Source organism: Pseudomonas sp. NPDC089547 (assembly GCF_050280665.1).
Taxonomy (GTDB): domain Bacteria; phylum Pseudomonadota; class Gammaproteobacteria; order Pseudomonadales; family Pseudomonadaceae; genus Aquipseudomonas.
On the sequence record NZ_JBNNVS010000008.1, the window covers coordinates 68,370 to 89,193 of the forward strand.

The following is a 20,824-nucleotide window of genomic DNA, read 5'->3' on the forward strand; positions in this document are numbered from 1 at the left end:
GAAATACCATCCGAAAAAAAGGGCCCGCAAGGGCCCCGTAGAGGTAACTGGCTAGCGCACTTCAGGCGCTCTCGACCTTGCGCGGTGCCATGAAGTACATCCACACCAGTGCCAGGAAGTACATGGCCGGAATCATGGTGAACAACACCGCATAGTTGTTGTTCGTGGCGGTCAGCACGCTGCCGACAATCTGCGTCATGAACATCCCGCCAATTGCCGCGCACATGCTGCCGAAGCCGAACACCGTGCTCACCAGGTGCTTGGGCGTGTAGTCCATCACCAGGCTCCAGATGTTCGCCGTCCACGCCTGGTGCGCACCCACCGCCAGTGAAATGGCCGCCACTGCGACCCACAGGCCGCTGGCGTTGGCGGCAAAGACGACGCTGACCATGGTGCAGGCGAAGATCAGCATCGACACTAGCCGCGCGGTGGTGGCGCGCACGCCACGGCCGATCAGCCAGGACGACAGGATGCCGCCACCGATGCTGCCGAAGTCTGCGGTCAGCCAGATGATGATCAGCGGGATGCCCATCTGGGTCACATTGATGCCCAGGCTGTACTGCTGGTTGAGAAACGGCGGCAGCCAGTACAGGTAGAACCAGAACACCGGCGCGGTAATCGCATAGGCCACCGCGAATGCCCAGGTACCGCGCAAGCGCAGGATACGGCTGAACGGCACGCGGGTCGGCTCGGGCTCGTCATCCTGCTGGATGTACTGCACCTCGCTCTGGCGCACGCTGGGGTGGTCTTCAGGGTTGTAGTATTTCAGCAGCCACAGCAGCACCCACACCAGGCCCAGGCTGCCCATCGCGATGAATGCAGCCTGCCAGCCCCACACGGCGAGGATCAGCGGCAGCAGGGCCGGCGTGACCATGGCGCCGACGTTGGTGCCGGCATTGAACAGGCCGGTAGCGATGGCCCGCTCGCCTGCCGGGAACCACAACCGCACGGTCTTCACACAAGCCGGGTAGTTGGCGGCCTCGGTCAGGCCAAGGATGAAGCGGCAGACCATGAAACCGGCCGCAGAAGTGGCCAAGCCGTGGGCGCCGGTAGCCAGGCTCCACAGCAGCACGGCAAAGAAGAAGGCGCGTTTTACCCCAACCTTGTCGATCAACCGGCCCTGAAGCAAAAAGCCGATCGCATAGCCGACCTGGAACCAGAAGTTGATGTTGGCGTAGTCCATCGCCGTCCAGCTCATTTCCTTGGCCAGCACGGGTTGCATGATGCCGAGGGCGGCGCGGTCGATGTAGTTCAGGGTGGTGGCGAAGAACACCAGGGCAAGCATGCCCCAACGGGTCTTGCCGACGCCGAAGGCGCCGCGGAGCTTGTCGCCAATCGAACCCTGGGGCATCCGGGGCGCGGCGGGGGTGGTCTTGGTGTGGTTCATAAACTGCTCGTTTCTTGAAATTGTATTCAGCTGCGGTGCTACAGGTACGTGACCAAGTCCCAGGCAGGAGGGCACGCAAGGCCGGTGCATGGTGCGCAGTGAAGGCGGCAGCGTCAATTCGGAGGAGGGGCTATTGTTCGGTTACCGAACAGTAGCGGAGCAGGCTGCGGTGGGTGGCACGGGCGGCCGGACTTGGCGGCAAAGTGCGCCATTTTGTGTTCGCCGCTCTATGGCAGGGTTGTTCAAAGCACCTTGCGGCGGCGTCAAGGCCAAAGGCTTGCCCAGGTTTCGACTTCAGGGCGGCCATACTGCTGAATCCACATTTGCAGGGTTTTGTGCCCGATGCTTCTGGCTTCGACTACCTCGAGCGTGTGGGGGTTTCTGTAGGATTTCATGGGGCGCCCGTGGCTGAAAGCATGCTGCCGTGGTCGTAGCCATCCGGGTGGGCAGAAGTCGAAGGGTTGGCCGGCCTCGCTTACTGCCATTTTCATTATGTGCTCAAGGCCGAATGGGTATTCGGCCAGCAAGGCTTGAAGTTTTTCTTCAAACGCATAATCAAGTATGAACCTTGGGTCACTCTCGATCTGGGCCAGTCGGGATTTTTTTACGGCGATCAGCCTTTGGATTGCTCGAAACTCTTCAAGTCGGGACATGCCATTCTCCATCAGTTGATAGGTAGTGTCAGGAGTGCCCGGCGGGAAAAGCAAGTGGAGAAATATTTTGAGATCTAATTAACTGATTTCGTTGTTGCAAGGTATTATTTTGTTGAGTACTTGGCTCTGTTTTGTCAGTAACTTCCTACACGTGAGTACAGGTGCAAGAGATTTTATTGATGGCGATGATCTCCGAGTACGACAGGTTTCATTTGCGCTTCCTTTTGCCAGGTTTGACAGGTGCCTCCTCGAAGGCTTCAGGAGGCGGCTGTGCGGCCCTCACATTGAACAGGCGGCAGATGCCATACCAGCAGATCGCGACCGTAAGATTGTACGGGAACAGCACGGCCCAGAAGGGCAGTTGCCAGTTTTTTTTGCCCTGCATTTCACCGGGCTCGCCGGTTCGCCAGGGGGCATAGTGTCGCCAGGCTTCTGCGGGGGTAAGGCAGATGGCGTGCAGCGGTTTGTGCCACCAGTTGGGCTCGCCGGGTGGGGGGAGCTTGGCCGGGCCGTGGGCCATGAAGTGGCGTAAGTATTCCCAGACTTCGGCGACATGCCTGACACCGGACTCGGTGGGTTCGTTGCTGTCGACCCAGAGGCAGTCTTTTTGGTGGAGGCTGCCGTCGGCTCGGCGGGGGGCAAAGGCGAGGGCGTAGCTGGTGCTGAAGGATGATCCGCCGGATTCGGTGCGTTTGAAAAGGCCACCGCCGGTGTTGCTCCACTCGAAGACGAATACTTTACTCAGGCGTTGGTAGTAGATTTTTTGGGTTGAGCGGTTGAGGCAGAAGCTTGATAGACCTTTTATAAAATATATTCGATAAAATAAAAAAGGGAGAAATATAAAGGGTCCAACTGCTATGCTGATTACGAAAATTGGGCTGAAAATGTGTGGATTCCAGGTTTCGCTGGATATTAAGTAAGGGTAAAAACCGATCATCAATACGATAGTCATTGCACAGTACAATTTCCCCATGAATACGGAGTCAGTTACCCATGGGTTCCTCAAGAGCAAAGTATTCTCAGATACGCGTAAAAGTTGCCCGGCGATAGCGGGCTGATGCCCGGAGTCTGACTTTGAATTGAATATCCAGATGGTTGCCATAATCAGCGCTCCAGTCGAAAGATTGGGAATACGTCCATTCTTTGATCGTCACGCAAGGTGTTCAGGGTTCCTGAGCAGTTGCTTACGCCTAGCACAAAGCCAGGCAGCAGCACTGTGGCTTCACGTGGGCGGGAAGTAGCGTTGTTGATGGAGGCGTTAGTCATGCAGGCTCCTTTTGCTTGAGCGCACCGGAAGTTCCTCGAACGCTTCGGGGGGCGGCGGTGCGGCCCTCACATTGAACAGGCGGCAGATGCCATACCAGCAGATCGCGACGGTGAGGTTGTACGGGAACAACACGGCCCAGAAGGGTAGTTGCCAGTTCTTCTTGCCTTGCATTTCACCGGGCTCGCCGGTTCGCCACGGGGCGTAGTGGCGCCAGGCTTCTGCCGGGGTCAGGCAGATGGCGTGCAGCGGTTTGTGCCACCAGTTGGGCTCGCCGGGTGGGGGGAGTTTGTCCGGGCCGTGGGCCATGAAGTGGCGCAAGTATTCCCAGACTTCGGCAACGTGCCTGACCCCGGACTCGGTGGGCTCGTTGCTGTCGACCCAGAGGCAGTCTTTTTGGTGGAGGCTGCCGTCGGCTCGGCGGGGGGCGAAGGCGAGGGCGTAGCTGGTGCTGAAGGATGAACCGCCGGATTCGGTGCGTTTGAAAAGGCCACCGCCGGTGTTGCTCCACTCGAAGACGAATACTTTACTCAGTCGTTGGTAGTAAATCTTCTGAGTTGATCGGTTGAAGCATATGCTCGATAAGCGCTTTATGAAGTATATTCGGTAAATTAGGAACGGGAGGAAGGTGAAGGGCGAGAGTGCGAAGCTGGTCATTAAAACTGGGGTGGATTTAAAATACGTCATGAACTCCCCGTCGAATAGATAAGGGTAGAAGCCGATCATTGGTATGGTAATCATCGCGCAGTACAGTTTCCCCATGAATACCGAGTCCGTGACCCATGGGTTTCTCAGGCATAAAATATTGTCGGATAGATTTAATAGTTGCCCCCCAATTGCAGGTTTGTGTCCAGAGTCTGACGATGAATTGAATATCCAGATGGTTGCCATGGTCAGCGCTCCAGGCGAAATATTGATTGAATCTCATTGTCTTCGTCCAACCCCTGATTGGCGCTGTAAGATAATTGCAGTGAGACATGGTTTGCGTTAGTCAGTGTGTTCTCGAAATGCAGAACCAAACCAGCACCTACGATGCGGACGGTCGGGGCTATCGGGAATACTTGCACTCCTTGGTTGTCACGTAGGGTACTTAAACTTCCTGACCATTCGCTTATCCCAAGCACGAAGCCTGGCAGCAGCACCGTGAACTCAACGGTTGGTTGAGGCGTGGCGACTTCGTTATGTGTGATAGCCGTCCAGTTGGGCGGAGACCAGTGATTGTTCTGATGCCATCGGCTATCGACATTCTTTATACCGAATAGCAGAGCCTGTTCGGCGGACAGTAGTTTTGGTCCGTAATGCTCGGTGTGCCAGGCTTTGACCTCGGCTTGTAGCGAGGTGTAATCAGGGAGTTTTTTCTCATAATCCAACGTGATGTCAGGACGTATTTCTCCATCATTGATGCGATTACCGAAGATGCTGCGTGCGGCCCACAACTCAATTGGGCTGTGAAGGTGCTCATGGGCCTTGGCGTGCAGGTAAAGCCCCCCCGCAATGATGGCTACGCCTACCAAGACGAGGGCAGCCGCGGCCCAGCCTGCAAAAGGCACTACTGACGTAGCGCCAGCGATGGCAAGACCAGCCTCAAGGACGACAGCGGAACCAACGGCCATGGTTAAGCTACCAGTCACCGTGTAGTCGGCTGCCGCTTGATTCCCATTCGCTCTCTGACGCCCTGCCTTGGCGAGATCAGAAAACAAGCTGAATACTATTGCCGGGTAACCGGCTAACCTTGCAAACAAATTGCTACTCAAGAACTTGATGATTCCATTGCCAAAGGCCATGCCCGGCGCGGTGGCACTCAATCGCAGCATCACCGCCTTCTGCGTTGCCCGCGTGCTAACCAGCGTCGCCGCCGCTGCACCGATCACCCCGAAAACCGATGAAGCAAAGCCCAAGGTGTATTCCGGTGCATTGCTCTTCTGCAGGCTGTTGTAGGCCGTCTTCAGCGAAATCACGTTGAACCACAGCATGCCTGCGTTCAAACCACCGCCACCGCCCGAGGTCAGCAACCCGAGCAAGCTGGGTTTCACCCGCGCAGTGGTAGTCAGTTCGATCGATACCGTCCGGCTTCCCGAAATGCGCAGTTGCTTCATCTCTTCAACCTGCGCCATGCCATTCTTCAGGTACTTCTCCACCTCCTGGCTGAACGGGTTTTCCGCAATGGCCTGTTCGGTGATCCGGTAGCGTGCCGCCAACAGCCCCAGCGCCTTCTCGGCATTCGCCTCACGCGCCGCCAGCAACACCTGCTGCAGGCCGTGGCTGGCATCCCAGCGGGTTTTCCCGCGCAGGCGCTTGAGCACCACAGTATTCACCGTTTGCGCCGTGAGGTCGGTGATGTCGGCCATGGCCGGGAAGCGACCGGCCAACCCCTCGATCACGTTGTCGCTGGCGCCAAACACACTGCCGACCGAATCCGCCTTGTCCTTGAACGGGTTGAACGGTGCCAGGGCGGTGTACAGCGGGCTGTCGTGCTGGTCCAGCCACTGTTCCAGGCGCTTGAGTCGCCGGTCCTGGTCTTCGGCGCCCGGCGTCGGTTGGCCCATCGGGTGAATCAGCAGCGCCAGGGAAATTTCCAGCCCGCGGGACGACACGATTTCGTCGCGGTCGTAGCAGGCCAAGGCCGCAGCCAGGCTGTAGGGGTTATCGAGATGCGCGGGTTCAGCCGTTGCCAGCCAGGCGTCATGATCGTTGCTGGCTTGCAAGGCCTGGTTGCGCAGTGCTGCAAGGCGTCGCCCCAGCTCATCGCGTTCGGCGAGAAAGCGCCGGTATTTGTCCAGGTCCAGGCGCTGTGCCAGGCGTGCGCCGCTGGGGGAGTAGTCCTTGTGGGTGAGGGCCTGGAAATGTGACTCGGCGGGCGACAGGGCGGGCCCCCGGCGTTCCGTGCCGAGCCGGAACGCGGCTAGTTCCGGTGAAGGAGCATCGCTCGGGTACAGGCTTTCCAGGGTCTTGTTCAGCAGCATGCCCACCAGGTTGCGGTGGTGAAAATCGCGGCTCTGCGGGCTCAGCTGTTCGGCATTCAGCCGGAAGCACGCCGGCACGCGTTCCTGCTCGGGCGGTTGGGCGGGTTGGGTGTGTGGCAGTTGCTCGGCGGGCATCAGGTCGCGCAACTGGTGCTGGTAGGCCGAGACCGACAGGCTGAGGTCCAGGGCCATGCCTTCGGCGTCGGCCAGTGCCACCACCACCGGGATTTTCGGTTGGCTCCAGGGATAGTGCCGTGCCACGGCGGCGAGGTTGCCGATGGGCAAGGTTTCGGTAATCGGGGCGCTGCTCCAGGCCAGCGGCATGCGCCGGTCAACAGGCTTGAAGTCTTCGACCCAGGTTTGCAGGGCACTGACGGGCAGCACATGGGGCTGGGTTGAGGGGGCCTGGTTACCCGCTATCAGCTCGGCCATGTCCAGTCGGCGCATGTGCCGTTTGCGCAAGGCCGGGGAAGCGGTGATGCGGGCGGTGACGGCATTGGTCCACAGGTGCGGGCTGTAGCCGATCCACACTTCCCTGGCGGTGTCCTGGCAGGTGTCGGCCCAGACCCAGCCCTGGGTCTGGCCGGACAGGTAGCGGTCGCAGCGGTGATAACACGCCAGGCCCTGGTAGCGCAGTTCCTGGTAACGGCCTGCGCCTTTGTGTTCATGAATGACCAGCTTTTCGCCCAGCGGGCCCGTCATGAACACATAGACGTAGCCTGGGCGCAGCGCACGGAGGGTATAGGCCGAGTGTTGCAGGGCAGCGAAGCCTTGTTCGAGGTTGAAGCCCGCGTCAGCGTAGCGGCAGGCGGGGGCATTATCGATGCGCGGTACGATGGCGTAGCGGATAGGCAGGATGGGGACGCGGGCGCTGCACGCCGGGCCGGAAGTGGCGCTGCTGACGGAGGCGTTAGTCATATGAACTCCTTGCTCAGGGGCTGCCTTTGCAGGTCACGAAGTATGCGTAAGGCGGCCTGTTCCAGTATCCGGGAAGTGATAAATGAGTTGAGCTTGATGGGTGTGTGACGTGGGGCTGATAATGATTTAGCTAATATTGGAGTGCAAAACACTGCCTTGATTCTGCACGCAGAGTCGAGCCGAGAAGTGTAATAATATGTTGGGGTTCAAGAGCTGATGAGTTTGTCGCGGTAAGTTAGCGGCGGGAAGTGTTGTTTGTATTTGTAGGAAGTTTCTTTTTTTATTGTTGATATATAAACGTCTAGTTCTTGCACTTGGCCATCACTACTTGGCAAGTCCTTGGGGTGCCCCCTGACCGGCTGGCATAACGCACGCAGTTGTTTAGCGATTTTTGCCGCGCGATGCTCAGCGTATTACCCCATGCCAGGCCGCCTTCACCGGTTGTGGGCACGGCTTTGGCAAAGCAGTTGGAGCCGACCGTGGAAGCCGCGTAGCGTGTCTTGCTGTTTTTGCTGGAGCAGCCCGCAGTGAGTGCCAGGCACAGGGCGAGCAGGGTGGTCAGTGCAATGGAGGCGTGCGCGCCGTTCACTTTGCCGTTCATGTCTGCTCCTGAGGCACATCCCGAATACCTTGCAGGATATTTCATTGAAGCGAAACGGTGAACTATCGCGATGACAAGGGGCTCCTTTGCATAGCGCAGACCGTGCGCATCTGGTGGCACAAGCTCATCAGCCCTTGGGTCACTGAATGAAAAGGAGGCACTGTGACCACACCTGACCAAACCTTCCATCGCCATACACCAAGCCCGCTCCACGCCCTGTTGCTGGCAGGCAGTGTGCCGTTGTTTCTCGGTGGGTTGCTAAGCGACATAGCTTACTTCAACAGCTACCAGATCCAATGGAGTAACTTCGCCGCCTGGCTGATCGCCGGAGGCTTGGTGTTCTGCGGGCTGGCACTATTGTTCGCACTCGCCAACCTGGTCCGTGCAGAGCGCAAAAGTGGGCGGCCGACGTTGTGCTTTGTGCTGTTATTGGTGACCTGGGTGCTTGGCTTGATCAACGCCTTCGAACATGCCAAGGACGCTTGGGCAGTGATGCCGGCGGGGTTGGTGCTGTCGGTAATCGTCACGGTGCTTGCGTTGATCGCTGCCTGGACCGGTTTGAGCAATCTGCGCTCGGGAGGTGCGGTATGAGGCCTTTGCATGCGTTGAGCCTGTTGAGCGTGGCGTTGCTACTGAATGCCTGCGGCGGTGATGGCGAGGCGACCCAGGCCCTGGGCCCGGACCCGAAGTTGCCAGCGCCTCAGCGTGGTCTGCTGCCGAGCATGAAGATCGCCGAGCCGGTTGCCTGGGGTGAACAGAAGCCGACGGTGCCGGAAGGCTTCAGCATCACAGCCATCGCCACCGACCTGAAGATTCCGCGGCAGAGCCTGGTACTGCCCAATGGCGACATTCTGGTAGCCGAGGGGCGGGGCGGGAGTGCGGCCAAGCTCAAGCCCAAGGATGTGATCGCCAGCCAGATCAAGGCCAAGGGTAACACCCAGGTCAAAGGTGGCAACCGGTTGACCTTGCTGCGCGATGCCGACGGCGATGGCACCTACGAGGTGCAGACGGTGTTCGCGGAAAACCTCAATGCGCCCTACGGCCTGGCCTTTGCCAACGGCAAGCTGTATGTGGCCAACCAGGATGCGTTGGTTCGTTTCGACTACCGGGCCAACCAGACCAGGGCCGACGGGCCGCCCACCAAGGTCACTGATCTTCCAGCCGAGATCAACCACCACTGGACCAAGGCGCTGACGGTCAGCCCGGACGGTCGTTACCTGTATGTGGGCATCGGTTCGAACAGCAACATCACCGAGCGTGGCCTGGAGGCAGAGGTCGACCGCGCCATGGTCTGGCAGGTCGATGCCGAAACCGGCGCCCACCGGCCTTATGCCACCGGCTTGCGCAACCCGACGGCATTGACCATCCAGCCGCAGACCGGGCAGCTGTGGGCGGTGGTCAACGAGCGCGATGAGCTAGGCCCCGATCTGGTGCCGGATTACCTGACGTCGGTGCGTGAGGGTGGGTTCTATGGGTGGCCCTACAGCTACTGGGGGCAGAACGTGGATGAGCGGGTGCGGCCACAGAACCCGGACAAGGTGGCGGCGGCGATCAAGCCGGACTACAGCCTGGGTTCGCATGTGGCTGCGTTGGGTGTCGATTTCTCGATCCCGGCCATGGGCGAGCGTTTCGCCAATGGTGTGTTCGTGGGTGAGCACGGCAGCTGGAACCGCCCCGACCCGGTGGGGTACAAAGTGATCTTCGTGCCGTTCAGCAATGGCAGGCCGGCGGGGGAGCCCGTCGACTTCGCCACGGGCTTCCGGGGTGAGGATGGCAAGACACGTGGGCGACCGGTGGGGGTTACGGTGGACCCGCGTGGGGCGTTGATTATTGCCGATGACCTGGCGAACACGGTGTGGCGGGTGACGCGTAATCGCTGACAACTACCTGCCCCCAGCCACCATGCTGAGCACTTTGGGGCTGCGCAGCAGCCCATCGCCGGCAAGCCGGGCTCCCATAGAACTGCACATCTCCTACTGATTTAGCAGGGACCCTGTGGGAGCGGGCATGCCCGCGAACACCGGCGCAGCCGGTGCCATGCACCGTGTTGGATTCTTCGCGGGCACGCCCGCTCCCACAGGGTACGCGGTGCGCCCGGCATCAATTCCCTGCGCGACAGCGCAGCCCAATGGGCTTGGCGATGCCCCGGTCGCTATCAGAAGCGGTAGTTGAAGCTGGCCTCCAACGTGCGCGGTGCCCCTGGTGTAACCAGGTCCACCGAGCCGTGCGCCGAGGCATAGTAGTCCCGGTCGAACACGTTCTTCAGGCGCAGGGCGGCATCCCACTGCGGCACGCTGTACAACAGCGCGGCATCGAAGGTGGTGTAGCCTGGCATCACCACCACGTTGTCGAGCGCGGTGTAGCGTTCGTCAACGTAGTTGGCACCGGCGGCCACGCGCCATGCTGGGGTCAGGGTGCGCACCAGCCAGACGTTGGCGCTGTTGCGCGGCGTCAGGGTAGGGGTCTGGCCTTCGTTGGCCACCCCGTTGGTCTTGCTGTTGGACTTGGTGATCTCGGCATCCAGGTAGGCGTAGCCCGCGTAGATCTGCCATTTGTCCGTGAGCTGCCCGCTGACAGTGGCCTCGAAACCGTCGGTACGCTGTTCGCCGGCCAGCACGGTCAGGTTGGGGTTGGCCGGGTCGGCGGTCTTCATGTTGGTGCGCTCAAGGCGGAACACGGCTGCGGTCAGCGACAGGCGGCTGTCGAGCAGGTCCCACTTGGCACCGACTTCATAGTTGGTGGTTTCTTCCGGTTCCAGGTGCTGGTTGGTCGGGCTGACCGCGAACACCTCACCCGAAGGCTGGTAGCTGCGGCTGACCGACACGTAGTAGGACTGGATGGCGTCCGGCTGGTAGACCAGGCCGGCGCGTGGGCTCCAGGTCTTGTCGGTACGGTCGAGGTCGACGTTCTGCACGCGGTCATCGTCGTACTCCTGGCCGAAGATGTCATAGCGCACGCCGACCAGGGCTTTCCAGTGCTCGCTCAGCTCGATCATGTCCTGCAGGTACAGGCCGGTGGTCTGCTGGAAGTTGGTGCCTTTGGAAGAAAGGTTGGCAGCGTGATCAGGTACCGGCACCAGCGCGTCGCGGTACACCGGCACCTGGGCCACGTTGTTCTGGCTCAGCACTCGCTGATACTTGTCCTGGAAGCCTACTTCCACACCATACAGCAAGTTGTGCTGCATGCCGGCCAGCTGCGCCTGTTGCTTGAGTTCGGTCTGGTTGAACACACCGTACTCGTCGCGGGCCACGTTGCCGCGGTTGAGCTTCACCAGCAGTTCGCCGTTGGGCGCAGTAACGAAGCGTGTCGGGCTGCTGTCGGCCAGGGTGTTGTTGCGGTCCAGGTCGTAGCGGTAGTAACGGCTGGTATTGGTCAGCGTGAAGTTGTCGTTGATGCGGTAGTCCAGGCTGGCAGTCAACGAGAACACTTCGCTACGGGCGTAGTCCTGGTCGGCATCGCCGGAGCCGAAGCGCTTGTCGCGGTCCACGTCCACCGGGCGGTTGCCCAGCGCCGGGATACCAAAGTCGATCAGGCGCTTGTCGTACAGGTAGGTCGCACCCAGGTTCAGTTCCAGGTCGTCGGACAGGCGGAAGTAGGCCGACGGCGCAATGGCCTTGCGGTCGATATAGCCATCGTCGCGGAAGGTGTCGCTGTCTTCGAAGGCGCCGGTCACGCGGTAGGCCTGGTTGCTTTGCGGGTCGGCCCAGCCGGTGTCGAACTGGGTGCGGCGCTTGCCTTCGCTGTCGAAGCTCATGCCGACCTCGCGCTTGGGCGTGAAGCTCGGTTTCTTGCTGATGCTGTTGATCAGGCCACCCGAAGAACCACGGCCGTAAAGTACGGCAGCCGGGCCCTTGATGACCTCGACGCGCTCGATGTTGGACAGGTCGCGGAAGTACAGGGCGTCGTCGCGCACCCCGTCGATGTACATGTCACCAATGGCGCTGAAGCCACGAATGGTCACCTGGTCGCGCTGGCCGTCGCCGTTGGACAGGCCGATACCGGGCACGTTCTTCAGCACGTCCTCCATGGATTGCGCGCCCTGGTCCTTGATCACGCTTTCGGGTACGACGTTGACGGTTTGCGGAATGTCGCGCAGCGGTGCGTCGATCTTCATCGCACTGCGGCTTTCACTGGCCTTGTAGCTTTGCTGCTCGTAGGCGCTGGTGACGGCGGTGGCGGGCAGGGCAAGGGAGCCCTGCGACTCGTTTTGAGCGGCAGCGTGAACAGCAGGCACAACTAGAAGGCCCAGCACGGAGAGGGATGCTGGGACAACAGACATATTTGCCATTACAGGTGACTCATTGTTGTTTTGAAGGTCACGAATAGTAATGATTTGTAAATGTAAAGCAAGTGTAAAGAGTTCCCATTTGCTATTACAAGCTTTGGAAGTGGCAAGCAGGACGAAATGCGTCGCACTGGCCGGGCCAGCGCGGTGGCGGGCAGGGTCTATGCTTGTTGGCGCGTGAACACTTCGCGCCCCTATCCGGTCTTGATCACATGGAAGCAGGCCTATGAACCCGATTTGCTCTCTTGCTCGTGCTGTTGCCCTGGCCACGCTGGTTTGCGCTGCCAGCCTCTCGGTGCAGGCTGCCGATATCCCGATCGCCAGCGAGGCGCTGGAAAGCCACATCACCACGCAGGTTACCGCCATCGACCTGGCCAACCGCCAGGTCACGGTAAAAGGCCCCGATAACAAGAAGGATGTGACGTTCCAGCTCACGGAAAAGGCCAAGGCCCTGCCTAACCTCAAGGTGGGTGACAAGGTCGATATCTACGTGACCCGCGCCGTGGCCTATGTGCTCAATACCGAGGTGGGTGGGGCGCCGAAGGCCAGCGAGGAGTCGGGTACCATTCGCGCCACGGCGCAAAACCCCAACCCGGGCGGGGAGGCGTTCCGCCAGGTTCGGGTTACCTCGCAGATCAAGAAGATCGACCTTGGGAAGCATGAAGTGAGCCTGCTGCCGCCGGAAGGCAAGTTGCAGGTGGTCAAGGTCGAAAGCCCGGACCTGCAGGCGCGCATGAAGAACCTCAAGGTCGGTCAGACGGTCGATGCGATCTTCACCGAAGTGCTGCGCATCGAGACCTCGCGCTAACGCCCCTGTTATCGAGGCAAGCTACGGGTTGCCCGCGTATGGATCCGCCGTGAGGCCTTGCACGACGGCGGATGCTCGTCGAACAGCCGGGTCACCCAGTCGGGCCGGGTTTTGCTGGCATCGTTGAGCCAGTTGGCAACCGAGTCCTGGGCGTACTTGTCGGCTTCGGCCAGCCGGGGTATCAGCAAGGGCTCGGCCACTTCCGGTGTTTGCTTGAGTGTGGCGATGTGCTCGCACCACACGCCACGGGGGCGCAGTACCTCGATGCAGAAGCGACGTACCAGCGGGTCTGGGTCGCCGGCATGTTGGCCGAGCACCGCAAGGGCATGCTCCAGCTCCCGGCTCAGGCGTGGCCGTAGCGCCATCCAGGCCCATTCGCGCACGCCGAAATGTGCATCGCGGGCGAACCGCAGTTGCGCCCGCAGCGCCGCCCCCAGGTCCTGCGTGCGTGACAGGTGCGCCTGGGCGAAGCTTGCCCAACTGCGTACGGTATCGCTGGTGTGCACGCTGCACTGCTCGAACACGTGCTGGCTTGCTGGCGAAGGTGCTTGCTCCAGCCACTGCCCCAAGGTTTGCCCAATGGCGGCAATTTTCTTCGAGAGGCCAAGAGGCCGGGTTTGTTCGGCGCAGGCTGCCAAAAGCTCAATCAGTCCGGCGGGTAGCTTGTCTGCCAAAGCCCCGACCAGGGCGCTTTGGTCCACTGCCAGGCATTCGGCAAGGTTGCGGGTTGGCAACTGCCCGGTATTGATCCGCATTGTGCGTTCATCTGTCATCGAATGTGCTCCATCACATACGGTTTCATCTCGTCTCTGCCATGGCTGCGCCGGTCTGGGCGCTGTTTGCCGTGGCCGGGGAGCATCCTCGCACAATCGACAGGCATCGCAAGGCATATCCATTTAGCGAATGAGCTTCGTGCATGTATTCGATTTCCATAGATGTAGTGAATTTTCAGATGATGGCCTCCTGTTTTTCGAGAATGAGGTCTGCCATGTTCAGTAAAGCCCTGTGCCTTGTGGCATTACCTTTTGCCCTGGCGTTGCTCGCCGGTGCCGTGCTGCCGTTCCAGGCCGCGAGTAACGCCGCCGTAGGCCGGGCGTTGGGGCATTGGCTGTGGGGTGCGTTCACGTCGTTGACGGTGAGTTCGTTGGTGGTGATCGCCGCGTTGCTGATCTTGCGGGTGCCGGCACCGGACATGGGCAAGGCCCTGCAAGGGCCTTGGTGGTTGTGGATCGGCGGCGTGCTGGGCGCCATGTATGTGGCGGGTGCGGCAGCGCTCACACCGAAACTGGGCGCGGCAGGGTTCCTGGTGCTGGTTGTGGCCGGGCAAATCATCACGGCCGTGCTTGCCGACCATTTCGGCGTGATGGGCCTGGGTGGCAAACCCCTCAACCTAGCCAGGTTGGCGGGTGTGGTGTTGATTCTGTGCGGTGTATTGCTGGTGCAGGGCACTTGGGCGCCCGCAGCGCCGGCCAGTGCCTCGGCCGTGGTGAAGCAGCCCGAGGGCTGATCAGCGCGTCGGTTGGCTGCAGGCCCACACGGCTTCGCGCAGCCATCGATGCCCGGGGTCGTTGTCCTTGCGGCTGTGCCAGGCTTGCTGGTAGTCGAAACAGGGAATTGGCAGTGGCGGTTCGAACTGGCGTAACGCCTTGTGCTGCTGCAACGAGCCGGCCGCCCGGCTGGCTACGGTAAGGATCAGGTCGGTACCGGCCAATACCTCGACCGCCGCGCTCCAGTGCGGCAAGGCCAGGGCGATTCGGCGGTGCAGTCCTTGGGCCGCCAGCGCACGTTCTATTTCATCGAAGGCATCGGGGCGCATGGCCATGAGCACATGCGGGCGTGACAGCCAGTCTTCCAGTGCCAGGTCGCCGCTGGCGGGCAGCACCTGGCGGTCGGCAACGCTGATGAAACGATCGGCAAACAGCGGTTGGGCAGTGATGTCCTGTGGCAGGTCCGGGAAGATCCCCAGCGCCAGGTCCAGTTCGCCGTCGAGCAGTTGGGCCTGCATGGTTTCGCGGCTGGCCTGGCTGATGGCCAGGTCTACCCCGGGCGCGACCTGACGTAGATAGCGCATCAGGGGAGGCAGGATGATGCGCGAGGAGTAATCCGATAACGACAGCCTGAAGCGCCGCTGGGCCTTGGCGGGTTCGAACTGGGGGGTTGCCAGCAGGCCGTTGAGGCTACCCAGGGCGTCCTGCAACGGGCTGGCCAGCGACTGGGCGAGGGTGGTGAGGGCCATGCGGCCGTTCTGGCGCACCAGCAAGGGGTCGTCGAAGTGCTTGCGCAACTGCGCCAACGCATGGCTTACCGCGGGTTGGCTGCGGTGCAGGCGCAAGGCGGCGCGGGTCACGTGTTTCTCGCTGAGCAGCGCGTGCAGGGCGAGCAGCAGGTTGAGATCAATCTTGCGCAGTTCATCCATGGGGTGAATGGCCTTGGTTGTTTCTGGCGGTCATGATCAGCTTAACAAATGATCTAGCAGTAACGCCCTCATGCTGTAAGGCATGGCGGGTGCGCTATCCGGGGTTATACTCCCCCTCCGTTTCACTGTTATCCGAGTATTCCGATGGGTCTTTCTGCAACTGCAACACCCGAACCGCGCCGCCTGGGCGCTCCGTTGGTAGCCATGGCCCTGCTGCTGGCCGGCGCGTGGTTTCTCAACCTCAATGCCGGTTTCAAGCAGGTATTGCTGCTGCTCGTTGGCGCGGCACTGGGCCTGACCCTGTACCACGCCGCCTTCGGCTTCACCTCGGCCTGGCGGGTGTTCATCAACGAGCGCCGTGGCGCGGGCCTGCGTGCGCAGATGGTCATGCTGAGCCTCGCGGTGCTGTTGTTTTTCCCGGCGCTGTCGGCCGGCAGCCTGTTCGGTAACCCGGTCAATGGCCTGGTAGCACCTGCGGGCGTGTCGGTGGTGTTCGGTGCATTCATCTTCGGCATCGGCATGCAACTGGGTGGCGGCTGCGCGTCGGGCACGCTGTTCACCGTGGGCGGTGGCAATGCGCGCATGCTGGTGACTTTGCTGTTCTTCATCATCGGCTCGGTGAGCGCCACACATCATGCCGATTGGTGGTTTGCCTTGCCGTCGTTCCCGGCAACCTCGATCGTGCAGGCCTGGGGCGTGGGGCCGGCACTGCTGGTAAGCCTGGCGGTGTTCGGGCTGATCGCCTGGGCCACCGTGATGCTGGAAAAACGCCGTCACGGTGCGCTGGAGGCGCCGCTTGCCAGCGAGCATCAGGGCCTGCGTCGCTTCCTGCGCGGCCCATGGCCGCTGCTGTGGGGTGCCATTGCCCTGGCCCTGCTGAACTACGCCACCCTGGCGCTGGCGGGGCGGCCTTGGGGCATTACCTCGGCCTTTGCCTTGTGGGGGGCCAAGGTCCTCAACGGGCTGGGCGTGGATGTCGGCAGCTGGGTGTTCTGGCAGGCGCCGGCCAATGCCAAGGCCTTGGCCTCGCCGCTGTGGCAAGACATCACCACGGTGATGGACCTGGGCATCGTGCTGGGGGCGCTGCTGGCAGCTGGCCTGGCCGGGCGCTTTGCGCCAAGCCTGAAGATCCCGCTACCGTCGCTGGTGGCCGCAGTGATTGGCGGCCTGCTGCTGGGTTACGGTTCGCGCCTGGCCTATGGCTGCAATATCGGGGCGTACTTCAGTGGCATTGCATCGGGCAGCGTACATGGCTGGCTGTGGTTGGTTGCTGCCTATGCCGGCAACCTGATCGGTGTGCGCTTGCGCCCGCTGTTTTTCGCCGGTGAGCGGCGCCCTGCAGTGCTGACGGGCTGCTGAAACACTCTGTGAATTGCTGCAAGGGGTGCAGGAATCATCTGCACCTCGCCTGATTGTTCAATATCACCTGCCTGATTAGCCTGAATCCTTCTCCCAACCAACAGGATTCGATCATGGCTACCCGCATTATGCTTGACCGCACCGGCAGCGCCGATGTCATGCAGATTGAACACTTTCAAGCACCAGCCCCAGGGCCCGGACAGGTCTGGCTGGAGCAGACCGCCATGGGTGTGAACCCGCTCGACCTGTTGCAGCGCAAGGGCGGTGCACCCTTGGCCTTGCCCTCCGGCCTCGGGTTGGAAGGCGCAGGCAGGGTCACGGCCGTGGGTGATGGCGTGCACAACGTGCAGGTAGGTGACCGGGTCGCCTATGCCATGGGGCCGGTCGGGGCCTACGCCAGCGGCCGGCTGTTCCCGGCCGAGCGGCTGGTCAAGCTGCCGCCGCAGCTGGAGGACGAGGCTGGCGCCGCGGTGCTGTTTAAAGGCATTACGGCGCAGTATCTGCTGAAAACCACCTATGCCGTGGGCCCCGGTACCCAAGTGCTGTTGTATGGCGCTGCCGGTGCCTTGGGCCAGCTGATGGCGCCGTGGGCTCGGCACCTTGGGGCGACGGTGATTGGCGTGGTATCGCGCCCGCAGAGTGTGGCCAGGGCGCAGGCGGCTGGCTGCCACCATGTGCTGGTGTTCGATGCGGCCACACTGGCAGGTCAAGTGCGCGAGCTGACCAAGGGGCAGGGTGTGGACGTGGCCTATGACTGCGTCGGCAAGGTGTCGCTGGAGGCATCGCTGGACAGCCTGCGGGTGCGCGGCCTGCTGGTGTCGTTTGGCGGTACCTCCGGTGCCCCGGCGGCAATCGAGGTTGCCACGCTGAATACCAAAGGCTCGTTGTACCTGACCCGGCCGTCGCTGGCAGCACATACGCGCACGGTTGGCGAGTACCAGCAGCGCGCCGCCGATGTGCTGGCCGCCGTCGCCGAGGGTATCATCCAGCCTCGGGTCTGGCGCAGCTACCCGTTGGCCGAAGTGGCCAGGGCTCACCGGGACCTGGAGCAAGGGCTGTCGGAGGGCGCGCTGGTCTTGACCGCCTGATACCCGACCTTGCCACCGAGCCTTGCCATGGATGCCTTTGACAGCCGCCGCGCCGATGAACTTGCCACCTTGCTGGCCCTGCACGAGCAGGGGTCGTTTGCGGCTGCCGGGCGGCAGTTGGAGCGCCACCCCACGGTGCTGTCCAAGCGCCTGAGTGCACTGGAGGCACGCCTGGGCATTCGCCTGGTGGAGCGCAGCACGCGGCAGCTGCGTTTTACCGATGAGGGCGAGCGGTTGGTAGCCAGGGTGCGCGAGGCCAACCGCCTGATCGCCGAAGCGGAACAGGAAGCTGCCGAAGGTGCTGCAACGATTCGCGGGCGCTTGCGCCTGGCGCTGCCGGCGGCCATGGGCCGGCGCTGGTTGAGCGGGATGCTGGCTGACTTTGTACTGGCCTATCCGCAGGTAACGGTGGAAGCCGAGTATGCCGACCGTTTCGTCGACCTGATCGGTGAGGGGTTTGACGCCGCCATTCGCATTGGTGAGCTGGCGGACAATCGCCTGGTGGCCAGCAAACTCTGCGATCACGTGCGCATCCTGTGTGCGTCGCCGGAGTACATCGCTCGGCAGGGCACGCCAGACCGACCGGAGCACTTGGTCGACCATAATTGCTTGGGGTTCAGTGGCTTACGTTCATTTCCCGAATGGCGGCTAATGAATGCCGGGCAGCAGGTGAGCGTCAAGGTGGCAGGCAACTTGCGAAGCAATGACAACGAAGCGCTGCTGGAAGCGGCGCGGCGTGGTGTGGGCATTCTTGCCGGGGGCGACTGGCTGATGGGTGAAGACATAGCCAGCGGACGGCTGGTGAGGGTGCTGGCGCAGTGGCAGCTGGATGTGGCTGCGGGGATCTACCTGGTGCGGCCGACCGCGCGCCTCAATACAGCCGCCCTGGGTGCCTTCAAAACCTGGCTGGAGGCACACTTCGAAGCCGGCGCGCCGTGGCGAGGCTGAGGCGGGCTGCGTGGTGCTCCAGCTTATCGTCTGGCAACAGCATGCTGAACGCACTGCTCGTAGTACGTCTGCTTGATCGCTGCGGGCTTGAGCCGCGAGCGGCTGTTGTAGGTCTGCTCGGTAATGCCAAAGGCGGTCATGCGCATCCACGGTTTGGGGAACTTGCGTACCTGTAGCTTCTTGCGCGTGGCATACAGAGTCACCCCGGAAAGCTTGGCCTGCTGGGCCTCGGCGGCTATCTGTGCACCCCAGCCGCAGGTGTGGCGATCGTTCTGGTTCAGCGCGCGGGCCTGGGCGCCAAAAGCGAGCGTGGCCAGCACACAGCCGGCCATCGTAGCTAGAAGTACTCGCATGTTGCTGTCCTAAGCATCTGAAGAAAAAGGGAGTTTGCCTTCCATTTCAGCGGCTGGGGGCCAGCAAATTGCCGTCAGTTCACTGCCATACGCAGCGGGCTGACGGCAGGCCTGCGGAGGCTGGCCCAGGCCAGGCTGGCAACCCAGATCACCGACACGCCGTAGTTCAGGCGTTGATACAGGCCGAACAGCTGGCCGCTTTGCACGGCTTGGCCCATCAGCGCAACCGTTACGATCGCCAGTACCACACAGGTCAGGGAGAAAAGCGCGAGGGCGCGCGACCCGGCAATGCGATTGCCCAGCCAGGCCCAGAGTGCGCTGGCCAGGGTAAGCGAGAGGAACATCAGCAGGCCGAACAGGTTATGCAGCTGCTGCGAGGCGGAAGGCTGTACGGGGGCGCAACCCTGGTCGCAAGGGAACCAGCCGGTACCCAGGCTGCCGACACCATGCAGCAACACCAGGCCCGCACTCAGCAAGGCCAGTTTCGAGCCACGCCAGCGCCGCGCCAGGCCCCAGGCAAACAGTGCGAACAAGCCGGCCAGGGGGAAGTTGTTGAGCAGGGGCGACCAGCTGTGGGTGGGCGAGCCTATGGCGCCAAGCTGGCTCATGGCCTGTTGCAGGTGGTCGTAGCCGGGGTAGGCCTGGGCGGTGAGCCACACACCTGCCAGCAACCAGAGCGGTATCAGCCACCCGCAGGCGAGCAACAAGCGGTCGAGACGTTTCATGCTGCGTTTTCCTTCCATGGATGAATGAGCGTGAAGGCGCACATTACAGGCCAGGGCAGGCTCTGGGCCAGCACTTGTGCCGTTTTTTCGAGGGGGTTGGTCAACAGCGGGCAGGAATAAATACCGCACCGGGTGTATGTGATCGTACAACCGCTTGCGCTATGATGAGCGCTGTCTTTCAAGGTGAAACACAGGGCAATGACAGAGCAGCAGGTACAGGCAAGGACCCGGCGCAAGCCGCGTAGTCTGGCCCAGGAACTGGTCACAGTGCTGACCGAACGCATTCGCAGCGGCCAACTCAAGCGCGGCGACAAGCTGCCCACCGAATCGCAGATCATGGCCGAGGAGGGCGTCAGCCGCACCGTGGTGCGTGAGGCGATCTCGCGGCTGCAGGCCGCCGGGCAGGTCGAGACTCGCCACGGCATCGGCACCTTCGTGCTGGACGCCCCGGCTTCGGGCGGTTTCCGTATCGACCCGGCCACCGTGGTTACCCTGCGTGAAGTGCTGGCGGTGCTGGAATTGCGCATTGCCCTGGAGATCGAATCCGCAGGCCTGGCCGCGCAGCGGCGTAGCGATGAAGAGCTGGCAGGCATGCGTGCCGCGCTGGACGAACTCAACGAAGGGGCGGCGCATGCCAATGATGCGGTGTCGGCGGATTTCCAGTTCCACCTGCGTATTGCCCAGGCCAGTGGCAACCATTACTTCGCCGATATCATCAACCACCTGGGCACCAGCATCATCCCGCGTACCCGGCTGAATTCGGCGCGCCTGGCCCATGATGACCAGGCACATTACATGAGCCGGTTGATGCATGAGCACGAGGCGATTTATGAAGCCATTGCCCGGCGTGACAGCGAAGGGGCAAAGATGGCCATGCGCATGCACCTGAGCAATAGCCGTGAGCGCCTGCGTCAGGCTCATCAAGAGGCTGAGGCGCAGGGGGCCTGAGGCCTTCGCAAGCAGCACCGGCCTCTTCGCGGGCAAGCCCGCTCCCACAGGTACTGCGAAAAATTCAACACTGGTGCGATCTCTGTGGGAGCGGGCTTGCCCGCGAAG

The 20,824-nt window shown here is 61.6% G+C and carries 20 protein-coding genes; 8 read left to right on the top strand and 12 right to left on the bottom strand.

Translation table 11 applies throughout. The features are described 5' to 3' along the window. Positions 1 to 61: 61 nt before the first annotated feature. The 7 genes from ACQKPZ_RS08020 to ACQKPZ_RS08050 all read right to left on the bottom strand — a co-directional run bounded on the left by ACQKPZ_RS08020 (position 62) and on the right by ACQKPZ_RS08050 (position 7,786). Positions 62 to 1,351, bottom strand: coding sequence for an MFS transporter (locus ACQKPZ_RS08020; protein WP_427536915.1), 1,290 nt, complete (start codon positions 1,349 to 1,351; stop codon positions 62 to 64). A gap of 299 nt (positions 1,352 to 1,650) precedes the next feature. Continuing rightward, entirely contained in the window at positions 1,651 to 2,040 is a 390-nt protein-coding gene (locus ACQKPZ_RS08025) for a histone-like nucleoid-structuring protein, MvaT/MvaU family (protein WP_427536754.1), read from the bottom strand. A 208-nt stretch (positions 2,041 to 2,248) separates the two neighbouring features. After that, positions 2,249 to 3,142 (bottom strand): hypothetical protein, encoded by an 894-nt coding sequence (locus tag ACQKPZ_RS08030; protein WP_427536756.1) that lies wholly within the window; start codon positions 3,140 to 3,142, stop codon positions 2,249 to 2,251. A gap of 2 nt (positions 3,143 to 3,144) precedes the next feature. Beyond that, positions 3,145 to 3,306, bottom strand: a complete 162-nt coding sequence (locus tag ACQKPZ_RS08035) for a hypothetical protein (RefSeq protein ID WP_427536758.1) — start codon at positions 3,304 to 3,306, stop codon at positions 3,145 to 3,147. Further along, a complete protein-coding gene (locus tag ACQKPZ_RS08040) occupies positions 3,299 to 4,195 on the bottom strand; it encodes a DUF6708 domain-containing protein (RefSeq protein ID WP_427536760.1) in 897 nt (298 codons plus the stop codon). Before ACQKPZ_RS08040 ends, ACQKPZ_RS08035 begins: the two co-directional genes overlap by 8 nt. 2 nt (positions 4,196 to 4,197) lie before the next feature. Then, positions 4,198 to 7,185 carry a T6SS effector BTH_I2691 family protein gene (locus ACQKPZ_RS08045; RefSeq protein ID WP_427536762.1) on the bottom strand — a complete coding sequence of 996 codons (2,988 nt, stop codon included), beginning with the start codon at positions 7,183 to 7,185 and terminating at the stop codon, positions 4,198 to 4,200. Between the two features lie 301 nt (positions 7,186 to 7,486). Further along, positions 7,487 to 7,786, bottom strand: a complete 300-nt coding sequence (locus ACQKPZ_RS08050; protein WP_391134071.1) for a hypothetical protein — start codon at positions 7,784 to 7,786, stop codon at positions 7,487 to 7,489. Between the two features lie 162 nt (positions 7,787 to 7,948). Here ACQKPZ_RS08050 and ACQKPZ_RS08055 point away from each other — a divergent pair, with 162 nt between their 5' ends. Further along, the gene (locus ACQKPZ_RS08055) at positions 7,949 to 8,377 is read left to right on the top strand and encodes a DUF2231 domain-containing protein (RefSeq protein ID WP_391134068.1); all 429 of its coding nucleotides are present in this window, start codon (positions 7,949 to 7,951) and stop codon (positions 8,375 to 8,377) included. After that, positions 8,374 to 9,666, top strand: a complete 1,293-nt coding sequence (locus ACQKPZ_RS08060) for a PQQ-dependent sugar dehydrogenase (RefSeq protein WP_427536764.1) — start codon at positions 8,374 to 8,376, stop codon at positions 9,664 to 9,666. The genes ACQKPZ_RS08055 and ACQKPZ_RS08060 overlap by 4 nt, the downstream gene beginning before the upstream one ends. A gap of 275 nt (positions 9,667 to 9,941) precedes the next feature. Here the strand turns inward: ACQKPZ_RS08060 and ACQKPZ_RS08065 are convergent, their stop codons facing one another. Continuing rightward, positions 9,942 to 12,074: a TonB-dependent receptor gene (locus ACQKPZ_RS08065; protein WP_427536766.1), complete on the bottom strand. Its 2,133-nt coding sequence runs from the start codon at positions 12,072 to 12,074 to the stop codon at positions 9,942 to 9,944. 223 nt (positions 12,075 to 12,297) lie between these two features. Between ACQKPZ_RS08065 and ACQKPZ_RS08070 the strand changes: the two genes are divergently transcribed. Beyond that, positions 12,298 to 12,879 (top strand): hypothetical protein, encoded by a 582-nt coding sequence (locus tag ACQKPZ_RS08070; protein WP_427536768.1) that lies wholly within the window; start codon positions 12,298 to 12,300, stop codon positions 12,877 to 12,879. 8 nt (positions 12,880 to 12,887) lie between these two features. Here the strand turns inward: ACQKPZ_RS08070 and ACQKPZ_RS08075 are convergent, their stop codons facing one another. Beyond that, the gene (locus ACQKPZ_RS08075) at positions 12,888 to 13,652 is read right to left on the bottom strand and encodes a hypothetical protein (protein ID WP_427536770.1); all 765 of its coding nucleotides are present in this window, start codon (positions 13,650 to 13,652) and stop codon (positions 12,888 to 12,890) included. 215 nt (positions 13,653 to 13,867) lie between these two features. Between ACQKPZ_RS08075 and ACQKPZ_RS08080 the strand changes: the two genes are divergently transcribed. Beyond that, the gene (locus ACQKPZ_RS08080; RefSeq protein ID WP_427536772.1) at positions 13,868 to 14,386 is read left to right on the top strand and encodes a DMT family transporter; all 519 of its coding nucleotides are present in this window, start codon (positions 13,868 to 13,870) and stop codon (positions 14,384 to 14,386) included. Here ACQKPZ_RS08080 and ACQKPZ_RS08085 read toward each other — a convergent pair whose 3' ends face one another. Continuing rightward, positions 14,387 to 15,295, bottom strand: a complete 909-nt coding sequence (locus tag ACQKPZ_RS08085; protein WP_427536774.1) for a LysR family transcriptional regulator — start codon at positions 15,293 to 15,295, stop codon at positions 14,387 to 14,389. Between the two features lie 144 nt (positions 15,296 to 15,439). Between ACQKPZ_RS08085 and ACQKPZ_RS08090 the strand changes: the two genes are divergently transcribed. The 3 genes from ACQKPZ_RS08090 to ACQKPZ_RS08100 all read left to right on the top strand — a co-directional run bounded on the left by ACQKPZ_RS08090 (position 15,440) and on the right by ACQKPZ_RS08100 (position 18,690). Next, entirely contained in the window at positions 15,440 to 16,654 is a 1,215-nt protein-coding gene (locus ACQKPZ_RS08090) for a YeeE/YedE family protein (RefSeq protein ID WP_427536776.1), read from the top strand. 113 nt (positions 16,655 to 16,767) lie between these two features. Next, positions 16,768 to 17,742, top strand: coding sequence for a quinone oxidoreductase family protein (locus tag ACQKPZ_RS08095; protein ID WP_427536778.1), 975 nt, complete (start codon positions 16,768 to 16,770; stop codon positions 17,740 to 17,742). Positions 17,743 to 17,769: 27 nt separating this feature from the next. Next, positions 17,770 to 18,690, top strand: coding sequence for a LysR family transcriptional regulator (locus tag ACQKPZ_RS08100; RefSeq protein ID WP_427536780.1), 921 nt, complete (start codon positions 17,770 to 17,772; stop codon positions 18,688 to 18,690). Between the two features lie 23 nt (positions 18,691 to 18,713). Here the strand turns inward: ACQKPZ_RS08100 and ACQKPZ_RS08105 are convergent, their stop codons facing one another. Together ACQKPZ_RS08105 and ACQKPZ_RS08110 are read right to left on the bottom strand one after the other, a co-directional pair. After that, the gene (locus ACQKPZ_RS08105) at positions 18,714 to 19,043 is read right to left on the bottom strand and encodes a hypothetical protein (protein ID WP_403197088.1); all 330 of its coding nucleotides are present in this window, start codon (positions 19,041 to 19,043) and stop codon (positions 18,714 to 18,716) included. Positions 19,044 to 19,117: 74 nt separating this feature from the next. Continuing rightward, positions 19,118 to 19,768, bottom strand: a complete 651-nt coding sequence (locus tag ACQKPZ_RS08110; protein ID WP_427536782.1) for a DUF998 domain-containing protein — start codon at positions 19,766 to 19,768, stop codon at positions 19,118 to 19,120. A gap of 198 nt (positions 19,769 to 19,966) precedes the next feature. Here ACQKPZ_RS08110 and ACQKPZ_RS08115 point away from each other — a divergent pair, with 198 nt between their 5' ends. Then, complete coding sequence (locus tag ACQKPZ_RS08115) at positions 19,967 to 20,716, top strand: FadR/GntR family transcriptional regulator (protein WP_391134040.1); 750 nt, start codon at positions 19,967 to 19,969, stop codon at positions 20,714 to 20,716. Positions 20,717 to 20,824: the final 108 nt, after the last annotated feature.

What these genes read in the sequence shown, in the direction of transcription:
- ACQKPZ_RS08020 (WP_427536915.1), bottom strand. Translation starts at nt 1,351, where the DNA reads ATGCCCCAGGGTTCGATTGGCGACAAGCTCCGCGGCGCCTTCGGCGTC.
- ACQKPZ_RS08025 (WP_427536754.1), bottom strand. Translation starts at nt 2,040, where the DNA reads ATGTCCCGACTTGAAGAGTTTCGAGCAATCCAAAGGCTGATCGCCGTA.
- ACQKPZ_RS08030 (WP_427536756.1), bottom strand. Translation starts at nt 3,142, where the DNA reads ATGGCAACCATCTGGATATTCAATTCAAAGTCAGACTCCGGGCATCAG.
- ACQKPZ_RS08035 (WP_427536758.1), bottom strand. Translation starts at nt 3,306, where the DNA reads ATGACTAACGCCTCCATCAACAACGCTACTTCCCGCCCACGTGAAGCC.
- ACQKPZ_RS08040 (WP_427536760.1), bottom strand. Translation starts at nt 4,195, where the DNA reads ATGGCAACCATCTGGATATTCAATTCATCGTCAGACTCTGGACACAAA.
- ACQKPZ_RS08045 (WP_427536762.1), bottom strand. Translation starts at nt 7,185, where the DNA reads ATGACTAACGCCTCCGTCAGCAGCGCCACTTCCGGCCCGGCGTGCAGC.
- ACQKPZ_RS08050 (WP_391134071.1), bottom strand. Translation starts at nt 7,786, where the DNA reads ATGAACGGCAAAGTGAACGGCGCGCACGCCTCCATTGCACTGACCACC.
- ACQKPZ_RS08060 (WP_427536764.1), top strand. Translation starts at nt 8,374, where the DNA reads ATGAGGCCTTTGCATGCGTTGAGCCTGTTGAGCGTGGCGTTGCTACTG.
- ACQKPZ_RS08065 (WP_427536766.1), bottom strand. Translation starts at nt 12,074, where the DNA reads ATGGCAAATATGTCTGTTGTCCCAGCATCCCTCTCCGTGCTGGGCCTT.
- ACQKPZ_RS08070 (WP_427536768.1), top strand. Translation starts at nt 12,298, where the DNA reads ATGAACCCGATTTGCTCTCTTGCTCGTGCTGTTGCCCTGGCCACGCTG.
- ACQKPZ_RS08075 (WP_427536770.1), bottom strand. Translation starts at nt 13,652, where the DNA reads ATGACAGATGAACGCACAATGCGGATCAATACCGGGCAGTTGCCAACC.
- ACQKPZ_RS08080 (WP_427536772.1), top strand. Translation starts at nt 13,868, where the DNA reads ATGTTCAGTAAAGCCCTGTGCCTTGTGGCATTACCTTTTGCCCTGGCG.
- ACQKPZ_RS08085 (WP_427536774.1), bottom strand. Translation starts at nt 15,295, where the DNA reads ATGGATGAACTGCGCAAGATTGATCTCAACCTGCTGCTCGCCCTGCAC.
- ACQKPZ_RS08090 (WP_427536776.1), top strand. Translation starts at nt 15,440, where the DNA reads ATGGGTCTTTCTGCAACTGCAACACCCGAACCGCGCCGCCTGGGCGCT.
- ACQKPZ_RS08095 (WP_427536778.1), top strand. Translation starts at nt 16,768, where the DNA reads ATGGCTACCCGCATTATGCTTGACCGCACCGGCAGCGCCGATGTCATG.
- ACQKPZ_RS08100 (WP_427536780.1), top strand. Translation starts at nt 17,770, where the DNA reads ATGGATGCCTTTGACAGCCGCCGCGCCGATGAACTTGCCACCTTGCTG.
- ACQKPZ_RS08105 (WP_403197088.1), bottom strand. Translation starts at nt 19,043, where the DNA reads ATGCGAGTACTTCTAGCTACGATGGCCGGCTGTGTGCTGGCCACGCTC.
- ACQKPZ_RS08110 (WP_427536782.1), bottom strand. Translation starts at nt 19,768, where the DNA reads ATGAAACGTCTCGACCGCTTGTTGCTCGCCTGCGGGTGGCTGATACCG.
- ACQKPZ_RS08115 (WP_391134040.1), top strand. Translation starts at nt 19,967, where the DNA reads ATGACAGAGCAGCAGGTACAGGCAAGGACCCGGCGCAAGCCGCGTAGT.